Annotated in this window: 10 protein-coding genes; 2 read left to right on the forward strand and 8 right to left on the reverse strand. The window is 60.8% G+C overall.

The window, feature by feature from the left end; all coding sequences use genetic code 11:
- Positions 1-3: 3 nt before the first annotated feature.
- From odhB to sucC, 6 genes are all read right to left on the reverse strand, one after another.
- Positions 4-1,527 carry a 2-oxoglutarate dehydrogenase complex dihydrolipoyllysine-residue succinyltransferase gene (gene odhB, locus BDE40_RS00245; RefSeq protein ID WP_134011737.1) on the reverse strand — a complete coding sequence of 508 codons (1,524 nt, stop codon included), beginning with the start codon at positions 1,525-1,527 and terminating at the stop codon, positions 4-6.
- Entirely contained in the window at positions 1,524-4,481 is a 2,958-nt protein-coding gene (locus tag BDE40_RS00250) for a 2-oxoglutarate dehydrogenase E1 component (protein WP_134011739.1), read from the reverse strand. The genes odhB and BDE40_RS00250 overlap by 4 nt, the downstream gene beginning before the upstream one ends.
- A gap of 6 nt (positions 4,482-4,487) precedes the next feature.
- On the reverse strand, positions 4,488-5,099 hold the full coding sequence (locus tag BDE40_RS00255; RefSeq protein WP_134011740.1) for a hypothetical protein: 612 nt from the start codon (positions 5,097-5,099) through the stop codon (positions 4,488-4,490).
- The gene (locus tag BDE40_RS00260) at positions 5,096-5,632 is read right to left on the reverse strand and encodes a DUF805 domain-containing protein (protein ID WP_073143091.1); all 537 of its coding nucleotides are present in this window, start codon (positions 5,630-5,632) and stop codon (positions 5,096-5,098) included. The genes BDE40_RS00255 and BDE40_RS00260 overlap by 4 nt, the downstream gene beginning before the upstream one ends.
- Before the next feature lie 129 nt (positions 5,633-5,761).
- Positions 5,762-6,646, reverse strand: coding sequence for a succinate--CoA ligase subunit alpha (gene sucD / locus BDE40_RS00265; protein WP_134011742.1), 885 nt, complete (start codon positions 6,644-6,646; stop codon positions 5,762-5,764).
- Between the two features lie 85 nt (positions 6,647-6,731).
- Positions 6,732-7,925, reverse strand: a complete 1,194-nt coding sequence (gene sucC, locus BDE40_RS00270; protein WP_134011744.1) for an ADP-forming succinate--CoA ligase subunit beta — start codon at positions 7,923-7,925, stop codon at positions 6,732-6,734.
- 225 nt (positions 7,926-8,150) lie between these two features.
- On the opposite strand from sucC, the gene BDE40_RS00275 reads away from it, so the two are divergent.
- The gene (locus tag BDE40_RS00275) at positions 8,151-9,167 is read left to right on the forward strand and encodes a glycosyltransferase family 2 protein (RefSeq protein ID WP_162847999.1); all 1,017 of its coding nucleotides are present in this window, start codon (positions 8,151-8,153) and stop codon (positions 9,165-9,167) included.
- A 12-nt stretch (positions 9,168-9,179) separates the two neighbouring features.
- On the opposite strand, the gene BDE40_RS00280 is transcribed toward BDE40_RS00275, so the two are convergent.
- Both BDE40_RS00280 and mdh read right to left on the reverse strand, forming a co-directional pair.
- On the reverse strand, positions 9,180-9,752 hold the full coding sequence (locus BDE40_RS00280) for a GNAT family N-acetyltransferase (protein ID WP_134011748.1): 573 nt from the start codon (positions 9,750-9,752) through the stop codon (positions 9,180-9,182).
- A 160-nt stretch (positions 9,753-9,912) separates the two neighbouring features.
- Complete coding sequence (gene mdh / locus BDE40_RS00285; protein WP_073143104.1) at positions 9,913-10,875, reverse strand: malate dehydrogenase; 963 nt, start codon at positions 10,873-10,875, stop codon at positions 9,913-9,915.
- Positions 10,876-11,040: 165 nt separating this feature from the next.
- Here mdh and BDE40_RS00290 point away from each other — a divergent pair, with 165 nt between their 5' ends.
- The gene (locus BDE40_RS00290) at positions 11,041-11,793 is read left to right on the forward strand and encodes a sulfite exporter TauE/SafE family protein (protein ID WP_134011750.1); all 753 of its coding nucleotides are present in this window, start codon (positions 11,041-11,043) and stop codon (positions 11,791-11,793) included.
- Positions 11,794-11,808: the final 15 nt, after the last annotated feature.

An 11,808-nucleotide genomic window follows, 5' to 3' on the forward strand; every position in this document is an offset into this window, starting at 1 on the left:
TCCCTACAAATCCATCAACAACCTACGTGGATCCTCAAGCGCCTCTTTCACACGCACCAAGAACGTCACAGCCCCTTTGCCATCCACAATCCGGTGGTCGTAACTAAGCGCCAGATACATCATCGGGCGGATGACGACCTCTCCGTTGATCGCCATGGGGCGGTCCTGGATTTTGTGCATGCCGAGGATGCCGGATTGCGGTGGGTTCAGGATGGGCGAGGACATGAGCGAGCCGTAGACGCCGCCGTTGGAGATGGTGAACGAGCCGCCCTGCATCTCTGCCATGGACAGCTTGCCGTCGCGGGCCTTGGCGCCTTTCTCGGCGATGGCCTTCTCGATCTCGGCGAAGCTCATGGAATCCGCGTCGCGGATCACGGGGACGACGAGGCCGGTGGGCGTGCCTGCGGCGATGCCCATGTGGACGTAGTTCTTGTAGACCACGTCGGTGCCGTCGATCTCGGCGTTGACCTCGGGGACCTCCTTCAGCGCGTGGACGCAGGCCTTGGTGAAGAAGGACATGAAGCCAAGCTTCACGCCATGTTTCTTCAGGAACAGGTCCTTGTATTCGTTGCGCAGGTCCATGACCGCGCCCATGTCCACCTCGTTATAGGTGGTCAGCATGGCGGCGGTGTTCTGGCTTTCCTTCAGGCGGCGCGCGATGGTCTGGCGCAGGCGGGTCATCTTGACCCGTTCTTCGCGGCTGTCGTCATCGGCGGAAACCGGTGCGCGGGGGGCCTGCGCGGCAGGGGTAGGAGCGGAGGCCATGGCGTTTTGCACGTCTTCCTTCATGATGCGCCCGTCGCGGCCGGAGCCTTGGACGGTGGCGGGGTCGATGCCCTTTTCGGCCATGATCTTGTTGGCGGAGGGGGCGTTCTCGACGTCCTTGCCGCCGCTGGATGCGGGCGCAGGGGCGCTGTCCTTTGACGCCGGAGGCGCAGCGGCCGCAGCCGCACCACCACCAGAGGACAGGACGGCCAGTTTGGCGGAGGCGTCCACGGTCGTGCCTTCAGCGGCGAGTATTTCGGTGATCGTGCCGGCGGCGGGCGACGGGACCTCGACGGAGACCTTGTCGGTCTCCAACTCGCAGAGCATTTCGTCCTGCGCGACGGTGTCGCCGACTTTCTTGAACCATGTGGAGACGGTCGCCTCGGTCACGCTTTCGCCCAATGTGGGGACCATGACATCGATGCTGTCACCGCCGTCTTCGCGGGGCTTCACGTCTGTCGGGCCTGCGTTGATGGCTTTGTCGGGCTCGACAGTCGGATCGTCCTGCTTCGGCTTTTCTGCATCACCTTCGCTGACCTGCGCCAGCAGGGCGTCGACGCCGACGGTTTCGCCTTCTTGGGCGACGATTTCCGACAGGGTCCCTGCGACGGGGGACGGCACCTCGACGGTGACCTTGTCGGTTTCCAGCTCGCACAACATTTCATCGACGGCGACGGTATCGCCGGGCTTTTTGAACCATGTGGCCACGGTGGCCTCGGTGACGCTTTCGCCAAGGGTTGGGACGCGGATCTCAGACATTATTTCGTTCCTTTAACTGTGAGCGCATCGTCTACGAGTGCTGCTTGTTGTGCTTTGTGCTGGCTGGCCAGACCCGTGGCGGGCGAGGCAGCGGCGGCGCGACCGGCATAGACCGGGCGCGAATGCTTGGCTTTGATGCGGGTCAGTACCCACTCGATGTTGGGCTCCATAAAGGACCACGCGCCCTGGTTCTTGGGCTCTTCCTGACACCAAACCATTTCGGCGTTCTTGAAGCGCTCCAGCTCGCCCACCGCGGAGATGGCGGGGAAAGGATAGAACTGCTCGAACCGCATCAGGTAGACGTCGTCGAGGCCGCGGGCGTCGCGTTCCTCCAGCAGGTCGAAATAGACCTTGCCGGAACACATGACCACGCGCTTGATCTTGTCGTCCGACACCAGCTTGGTGTCGGAGTTGCCATGTTGCGCGTCGTCCCACAACACGCGGTGGAAGGATGAGCCGTCCTGGAATTCTTCCGCTTTGGACACCGCCATTTTGTGGCGCAGCAGGGATTTGGGCGTCATCAGGATCAGCGGCTTGCGGAAGTCGCGGTGGATCTGGCGGCGCAGGATGTGGAAGTAGTTGGCGGGCGTCGTGCAGTTTGCCACGATCCAGTTGTCACCGCCGCACATGGTCAGGAAGCGTTCAAGGCGGGCTGAGGAGTGCTCGGGGCCTTGGCCCTCATAACCGTGGGGCAGTAGGCAGACGAGGCCGGACATGCGCAGCCACTTGGACTCGCCCGACGAGATGAACTGATCGAACATGATCTGCGCGCCGTTGGCGAAGTCGCCGAACTGGGCTTCCCAGAGCACCAGCGCGTTGGGTTCGGCGAGGCTGTAGCCGTATTCAAACCCAAGCACCGCATATTCCGACAGCATCGAGTCAATGACCTCGTACTGGGACTGGCCATCGCGGATATTGTTGAGGGGGTAGTACCGCTCCTCAGTGTCCTGATTGATCAGGCCGGAGTGGCGGTGGCTAAAAGTGCCGCGTGTACAGTCCTGGCCGGACAGGCGGACGGGGAAACCTTCGGTGAGCAGCGAACCAAAGGCCAGCGCCTCGCCTGTTGCCCAGTCGAAGCCCTCGCCGGATTTGAACATCTCAGCCTTGGTTTCCAGCAGGCGGCCCACAGTTTTGTGAAGCGGGAAGCCGTCGGGGGCTTTGACCAAGGACTTGCCAACCTCGTCGAAGGTCTCCTTGGAGATAGAGGTTTGGCCACGTTGGTAATCTTCCTCGTCACGGCGATCCAGATGGGACCACTTGCCGTCCAGCCAGTCGGCCTTGTTGGGTTTGTAGTCCTTGCCCGCCTCGAACTCCTCGCTGAGGTAGTTCTGGAAGGTTTCCTTCATGTCGTCGATCTCGCCCTCGGGGATCAGCCCGTCACGCACGAGGCGTTCGGTGTAGAGGGTCAGCGTGGTCTTCTGCTTCTTTATCTGCTTGTACATCAACGGGTTGGTGAACATGGGCTCATCGCCCTCGTTATGGCCGAACCGACGGTAGCAGATGATGTCGATCACCACATCCTTGTGGAACTTCTGGCGGAACTCGGTCGCGACCTTGGCGGCGTGGACCACGGCCTCCGGGTCGTCGCCATTGACGTGGAAAATCGGTGCCTCGACCATCAAAGCGATATCGGTCGGGTAGGGCGAGGAGCGCGAGAAATGTGGCGCTGTGGTGAAGCCGATCTGGTTGTTCACCACGATATGCATTGTGCCGCCGGTCTTGTGGCCCTTCAGGCCGGACAGGCCGAAGCCTTCTGCCACAACGCCCTGACCTGCGAAGGCCGCATCGCCATGCAGCAGGATCGGCATGCAGCTTGTCCGGTCTTTGTCGTTGTTCTGGTCCTGCTTGGCGCGGGCCTTGCCCAAGACGACGGGGTTGACCGCCTCAAGGTGGGACGGGTTGGCGGTGAGCGACAGGTGGACAGTATTGCCGTCAAATTCGCGGTCCGACGATGCGCCGAGGTGGTATTTCACGTCGCCGGAGCCGTCGACATCTTCGGGCTTGAAGCTGCCGCCCTGAAACTCGTTGAAGATCGCCTTGTAGGGCTTGCTCATCACGTTCGCCAAAACTGATAGGCGGCCACGGTGGGGCATGCCGATGACGATGTCTTTGACGCCAAGGCTACCACCGCGTTTGATGATCTGCTCCATCGCAGGCACGAGGCTTTCGCCACCATCAAGGCCGAAGCGTTTGGTACCCATGTATTTGACGTGCAGGAACTTTTCGAAGCCTTCGGCCTCGACCAGCTTGTTCAGGATTGCCTTGCGGCCTTCTTGGCTGAAAGTGATTTCCTTGCCCCAACCTTCGATACGCTCTTTCAACCAGCCTGCTTCTTCGGGGTTGGAAATGTGCATGTATTGCAGCGCGAATGTGCCGCAATAGGTGCGTTTCAGTATAGCCACGATGTCGCGCATGGAGGCGGTTTCCAGCCCCAGCACGTTGTCGATGAATATCGGGCGGTCAAGGTCGGTCTCGGAGAAGCCGTAGTTCTTCGGGTCCAATTCGGGGTGTTCGGTGATCTCGCGCATGCCCAGCGGGTCCAGATCGGCGGCAAGGTGGCCACGGATGCGATAGGCGCGGATGATCATGATGGCGCGGATGGAATCCAGCACGGCTTGCTTGATCTGGTCATCGGAAACCGGCACGCCCTTTTCGGCGGCCTTCGCCTTGATCTTGTCGGCGGCTTTTTCCGGCTCCGCCCATTGGCCGTCCAGCGCTTGGGTCAGGTCGTCGTTGGGCTGCGGCGGCCAGTCGGCGCGCGCCCAGCTTGGGCCAGCGGCCTCGGCGGTCACATCGGTGTCGGCGTCGCCCAGGGCTTTAAAGAAGTCCTGCCAGCCTTGATCGACCGCGTTGGGGTCTTTGGCGTAACGCGCATAAAGCTGCTCCAGATACTCGGCATTGTGGCCTTGCATGAAGCTGGAGGCGTGGAACTGGTCGTTGGGGGAGTGTTCAGTCATTGGGGGCTACTCCTGAGACGGGAAACTGGTTTGCGTCTCTAGCGTGCCGGAGACTGTGACGGGGGCGCCGATTTTGGCCGAAAGACTCGCGGCGTTCATGGGCGTGATGGCGAAGCGTTGGGTGGGTGAGGTCTCGACCACCTGCGGGGCGGCGAAGTCGCTGGCGGTGTGACCGATGAGCGAATGGGGCGACAGCGCGAAGCGGCATATGATGTTGGTCTGTGTGGGGTCCGGCTGGAGCCAGAACACCAAAGCGGCCTCGGTATCCGCGCCGATCTGGCGGGTCAGGATGCGGGTTTTGCTTTGAGGGATGTCTTTCTTGCGGGCGAACCCTGCGACTGTTTTGCGTTGCAGGTCCACGATGGCCTTGATCTGCTCGCCGCCCGTGTCGCCGGTCGCGTAGAAGGCGACTTGGGGCCAGATCAACATCTCGATAATTTCAGGGGTAAGATCGCCCTCGGGGGCTTGTATCCAGCCTTGATGCGCCAGTGCGCCGATGGTGTCGTCGATATTGGAGTGGGGCAGGTGGCACGCCTCGATGGAGGCGGACATCTCGGTCAGCGTCAGAGCGCTGGCGGGCAACGCCGCCAGAAAGGAAAGTGTTAGCACGCGCATCATGTCACGGCCCCCATTGGGTTGGAGCCGTAAGTGTTGGAGCCTTTCTCGGAGGGAAGGAACAAGAGCAGGGCTGTTGGAACAAAAAATAAGGCAAACGCGATCGGGTTCTCAATCGAGATTTGCTGATCGACGGCCAACTGTGCGACGAAAGCGGCTGACACAATAGGTACGACCAGCCCTGCCCAATACGATATACCAAATCGGATCAACCGTTTGAAAAATGGCAGGTCCAATGCGAATGTATCGGGAAAACTAAGAGGCGTATCGTTCATTCTTTGGAGCGCAATGCACCAAGGAGGTGGCAACAGAACGAACATCGCTGAAATTTGCAAGACCATTATGCCTACCCCAATTAGCGCCGGAACGCTGCCGGGAGAATCTTGCTCCGAAAACAACAGCCAGAGCGCTGGAGAAAAAGCGACCGCGAAAAGAAGCGAGAAAGCAACCATCACGCGCAAGAACTGGCTGCGAGAACTTCGCCCCTGCACTACACCATAGTTCTTGAACCCCTCCTTCATTCCGCGCCAAATCATTTCAGTGGCCTCCAATCCGGAGGGAGCGACTGATCGCGCCGGACTTTTCGTCCCAAGAGGGTGTGCCGGCCATAAGTGAAGTGGCCGCCAAAGCGGTGCTTGCGCACGCTGCTATGGCGACCGCTTTGATCATTTTGCGATCGCTGCCAGAACGGCTTCGCCCAGACCTGCGGGGGACTCAGCCACCACGATTCCTGCGGCTTTCATCGCTTCGATCTTGCTTTCCGCGTCGCCTTTACCACCGGCGACGATTGCGCCCGCGTGGCCCATGCGGCGGCCGGGAGGGGCGGTGCGACCAGCGATGAAGCCTGCTGTTGGTTTCCAGCGACCGGCCTTCTTCTCGTCAGCCAAGAACTGTGCGGCTTCTTCCTCGGCGCTGCCGCCGATTTCGCCGATCATGATGATCGACTGGGTCTCGGGGTCGGCGAGGAACATTTCCAGCACGTCGATATGCTCGGTCCCTTTGATCGGGTCGCCGCCGATGCCGACGGCGGTGGACTGGCCGAGGCCGCTATCGGTGGTCTGCTTCACCGCCTCATAGGTCAGCGTGCCGGAGCGGGAGACCACACCGACGGAGCCGCGCTTGTGGATGTGGCCGGGCATGATGCCGATCTTGCACGCATCAGGCGTGATGACACCGGGGCAGTTGGGGCCGATCAGGCGGGACTTGGAGCCTTCCAGCGCGCGCTTGACCTTCATCATGTCGAGCACCGGAATGCCTTCCGTGATGCAGCAGATGAAGGGGATCTCGGCGTCGATGGCTTCCAGAATGGAATCCGCCGCAAAGGGGGGCGGGACGTAGATCACGGTTGCATCCGCGCCGGTGCGCTCCACCGCCTCGTGGCAGCTGTCGAACACGGGCAGGTCCAGATGGGTCTGCCCGCCCTTGCCGGGGGTCACGCCGCCGACCATTTTGGTGCCGTAAGCGATGGCTTGTTCGGAATGGAAGGTGCCTTGCGAGCCGGTGAAGCCCTGACAGATTACCTTGGTGTTTTCGTCGATGAGAATGGCCATGTGGGCTCCTCTTGAAATCTTGAGTGTAGGGCGGGGTTCACCCCGCCGATGGACAAGCACGGCGGGGTGAACCCCGCCCTACAAGTTAACCCTTAACCGCCTTCACGATCTTCTCGGCACCGTCTTTCAGGTCGTCGGCGGCGATGATGTCGACGTCGGAGCCGTTGATGATGGCTTTGCCCTCTTCAACATTGGTCCCTTCGAGGCGGACGACCAGCGGCACTTGAAGGCCGACTTCTTTCACGGCGGCGACGACGCCCTCGGCGATGACGTCGCAGCGCATGATGCCACCGAAGATGTTGACCAGGATGCCTTTGACGTTGTCGTCGGAGGTGATGATCTTGAACGCTTCGGTCACCTTCTCCTTGGTGGCACCGCCGCCTACGTCGAGGAAGTTGGCAGGCTCGGCCCCGTAAAGCTTGATGATGTCCATGGTCGCCATGGCAAGGCCCGCGCCGTTCACCATGCAGCCGATTTCACCGTCCAGAGCGATGTAGTTCAGGTCATATTTCGACGCTGCCAGCTCTTTGGGGTCTTCTTCGGTGGTGTCGCGCAGCTCCGCGATGTCGGAGTGGCGGTAGATGGCGTTGCCGTCGAAGCCCATCTTGGCGTCGAGGCACTTGAGGTCACCCTTGTCGGACACGATCAGCGGGTTGATTTCCAGCATCTCCATGTCTTTTTCGGTGAACAGTTTGTAGAGGATGCCCATCAGCTGGACGCATTGCTTGATCTGCCCGCCCTTGAGGCCCAGCGAGAAGGCGATGCGGCGGCCGTGGAAGGCTTGGTAGCCGGTGGCCGGATCGACGGAGAAGCTGAGAATTTTCTCAGGCGTGGAAGCCGCGACTTCTTCGATGTCCATGCCGCCCTCGGTCGAGCAAACGAAGCTGACGCGGGAGGTTTGGCGATCGACGAGCAAAGCCAGATAGAGTTCCGTCTCGATGCCGGAACCGTCTTCGATATAGATGCGGTTGACTTGCTTGCCTGCGGGGCCGGTCTGGTGCGTAACCAGCGTGCGGCCCAGCATCTTCTTGGCTTCGGTCGCGGCCTCTTCGACGGATTTGGCAAGGCGGACGCCGCCGGCTTCGCCTGCATCGGCTTCCTTGAAGGAGCCCTTGCCGCGGCCACCTGCGTGGATCTGAGCTTTGACCACCCAGAGCGGGCCGTCCAGTTCACCTGCTGCGGATTTTGCGTTTTCGGCGGCGAGGACGACGCGACCGTCCGAGACGGGGGCACCGTAGGAGCGAAGGAGCGCCTTCGCTTGGTATTCATGGATGTTCAAAACTCTCTCCTTGAGTCAGGGGGTTCTTGACTTTGATACATGGGAAAACAGCCGCGCAAACGTTGAATTTGGCGTAAAGGCCATAAAAGCGACATTTGTGATCACACGTTTAAATGCTGTGATCACAAAACGGCAAGCTGTGACGAATCGCGATAGGTATTGACGGCACCGACGCGCGCTGGGACTTATAAAACATGAAATTTAGAACAGATGAAGAGCACCCTGATGCCTGCACCTAAATGGGGTGTCGTCGGCACGATGGACGAGCCGCCGGAGCTTGTCGCAGCCTACGCGGCGCATCACCTGTGGGCGGGTGCCTCGGCGGTGCATATCTATCTGGATCGCGACAACCCGCGCACGCGGGCGCTGCTGGCACCGCTGAAGGCGGTGCATGTGACGGTGGCAGATGAGGCATACTGGCGTGCGGAGCTGGATATCAAGGTGCCGAAAACGCACCAGCGACGGCAGACGTTGAACGCGACGATGGCGTATCGGCGCACGCATGTGGACTATCTGGTCCATTTGGACGCCGACGAGTTCATCCATCAGGTCGAGCCCTTGGAGAAAGAGCTGGCGCGACTGCAACGGATGCGGCCCGGTGACTACTTGAGCATCCCCAATCTGGAACGGGTCTGGCTAGAGGGGGAGCCGCAGGATGCGATGTTCAGCGGGAATTTTCGCGTATCGACCAAGCGGCTTGAGGGGGATTTCTCGCGGCTGGTACTGGATGGCGAGGGGCTGACGAGGTTTGGACTGACGGGGCATAGCGAGGGCAAGGCGTGCTCGCCCACCGGATACGACTACGTGCTGGGCATTCACCGCCCCCACCACGACACGGATCGGCCGTGGACCTTTCCCGGCGTGAAGCGGTCGCGGTCGTCGGTGGTCCTGCATTTCGACGGCATGACGCGGCTGCATTGGGTCTACAAGCGGCTGCGCAAGGCGCTGTTTCGCAGCATTCAGGTGGGCCAGCCGATCACAGAGCAGATGCAGGCGCAGATTGATGCGATTGACGCCGCTGGTGGCGACATGGAGGCGGCGAACGCGCTGCATGACCGGATCAAGGTGCTGGGGGTTATGGCGGATGCGCTTCGGGCGGAGGATCTGCTGCTGGAGGTACCGTTCGACGTCACGCGCGGGCTGGAGGCGTTGCTGCCGCACGAGACGCTGGATTTGTCAGCGGCAGGGTTTGATGCGTGGCTGCGGGCGGAGAAGGCGGAGTTTTTTGACGGGCTGGATTAAAGCGCCCGGAGCCTAGACGGGCAGGTGAAGAGCGCGGCTGATAAGGCGACGCGTGTCGCCGAACAGCTCGACGCAGACCGAGTGGAACGTGGGCCACGGCGTCGCAAGGGTTGCATCGACCTCGCCCATATCGAAATGCAAAACCGCGTCGTGCTTCTTGGCCAAGTGCTGCATTTGCCTGTTCTCGCGCAGACATTGCATGTGAAGCGACTTCACCCCGCGATTTTGCGCGGCGGCGATTAGGCGGTTTAGTAGGGTGTCACCGATGCCTTCGTGCTGCCACGTGGGCTCGACGGACAGGGCGACTTCGGCGGTCTCGGGCCAGTTTTTGCGCAGCCCGCGCAATTCCGCGACACCGTGAAGGTCGTCTTCGACGAAAGCCCCGAAGACGACGGAGTCTCTCGACAGAATGTTTTCGGCGTAGCCCCTGACGAACTCGTCGCAAACCAGCCCGCCGAAGCGGAGACGGCGTGTCTCCGGATCAAGTCTGAGGAAATGGTCGACCAGCACCTGCCGGTCGGAGGCCCGCAGCCGCCTGATATCAGCGTGGAGTTTGTGAGTGTTGGGGTTCGCGTGATGGGTCATGGTCGATGACTGACATGTTGCTGATTACAAACCAGGATATAATGCCGCGATGCAGCGCGTTCCAGCGCAGCAATGTGATGACGTGGGGTCAAAGCTGGCCGTTGACGCAAAAAGGCCCGCCGGGTGGGGCGGGCCTTTAATTTTGATCGGGACGGGTCGCTTATGCCAGCGAGCCGTCGATTTCCTTACAGGCTTTCACAAGGCCCTTCACGGCGTCGACGGATTTGTCGAACATCGCCTGCTCGTCCTTGGACAGCTTGATGTTGACCACGCGCTCGATGCCGCCTTTGCCGATCACGGTGGGCACGCCCACGTAGAACCCGTCGAGACCGTAGGCACCTTCAACATAAGCCGCACAGGGCAGCACGCGCTTTTGGTCTTTCAGGTAGCTTTCGGCCATCTCAATGGCGGAGGTGGCTGGTGCGTAGAACGCGGAACCGTTGCCCAGCAGGCCGACAATCTCTGCGCCGCCGTCACGGGTGCGCTGAACGATTGCGTCCATCTTTTCTTGCGTGGTCCAGCCCATGTCCACCAGATCGGGCAGCGGGATGCCTGCAACTGTGGAGTAGCGTGTCAGCGGCACCATAGTGTCGCCGTGGCCGCCGAGGACGAATGCGGTGACGTCTTTCATGGAGACTTCGAACTCGGTCGCAAGGAAGTGGCGGAAACGGGCGCTATCCAGCACGCCAGCCATGCCGCAGACTTTTTCATGGGGCAGTCCGGAGAATTCGCGCAGTGCCCAAACCATCGCATCAAGCGGGTTGGTGATACAGATCACGAAGGCGTTCGGCGCGTTGGCTGCGATGCCTTCGCCGACGGATTTCATCACCTTGAGGTTGATGCCCAGAAGGTCATCACGGCTCATGCCCGGCTTGCGGGGAACACCGGCGGTGACGATGCACACGTCTGCGCCAGCGATGTCGGCATAGTCGGTGGTGCCTTTCAGGGTCGCGTCGAACGGGCCAGCGGGGCCAGCTTCTGCGATGTCGAGTGCCTTGCCCTGCGGCGTGCCGTCCGCGATGTCGAACAGGACGACGTCGCCCAGCTCTTTCAGCGCTACGAGGTGAGCAAGCGTGCCGCCGATTTGTCCGGCGCCGATCAGGGCTATTTTGGGTCTGGCCATGTGACTGGTCCTTGGTGCGGTTGATGTTGGGGGCGATGGGTAGCGCTTGCGGGGGAGTCGCGCAAGTGTGCCGCAGTGCAGAAATGTCGATTATGAAGGAGATCGGTGCCGCGTTCGCGCTGTTAAGTATTGAACTGACGGGATTTTTTGCCCTAGCTGCGTGATATGGACTTTGACACCACCTTTTTCGCGCTCGCACTTCCGGCGGCCTTCATTTCGGGGGTGGCCAAGGGCGGCTTTGGCGGTGGTGCGGCGTTTGTGGCCACTGCGATTCTTGCGCTGTTCCTGCCGCCAGCGACGGCCTTGGGCATTATGTTGCCGCTGCTGATGATCGCTGATGTCGCGACCTTGCGACCGTTTTGGGGGAGGTGGCATTGGCCAAGCGCCAAGGCGTTGATCATTGGCGGGGTGCCCGGCGTGCTTTTGGGGGCAGTTCTATACAATGCGACGAATCCTGACGTGCTGCGCGTCCTGATCGGGTCGATATCACTGGGGTTTGTGGCGTTTCAGGTTGCGCGCGCGCGGGGCTGGCTGTCGGTTGAGCAAACAGGGTTCAACCAGCGAAACGGACTGATTGCAGGTGTCGTTTCCGGTTTTACCAGCTTTGTCAGCCATGCGGGTGGGCCGCCGACTGCGATTTTCCTGCTCGCCCAAGGGATGGGGAAGACCACCTACCAAGCAACCACCGTGATCACCTTCTGGGTGATCAATGCTATGAAAGCCGTGCCTTACGCCTTCTTGGGCGTCTTCAGCTGGGACACGCTGCGGGCGGACTTGTATATGCTGCCGTTCCTGCTGATTGGTGTGGCCCTTGGAGTTTACGCCCATCGGGCGATGCCGGAACGGTACTTCTTCCTTCTCACTTATGCATTGCTGCTGGGGGCCGGTGCCAAGCTGGTGTTTGACGGGCTGACCTAGCGCATAACGCATTAT

Origin of the sequence: Litoreibacter halocynthiae (assembly GCF_004365635.1) — a bacterium.
Lineage (GTDB): Bacteria > Pseudomonadota > Alphaproteobacteria > Rhodobacterales > Rhodobacteraceae > Litoreibacter > Litoreibacter halocynthiae.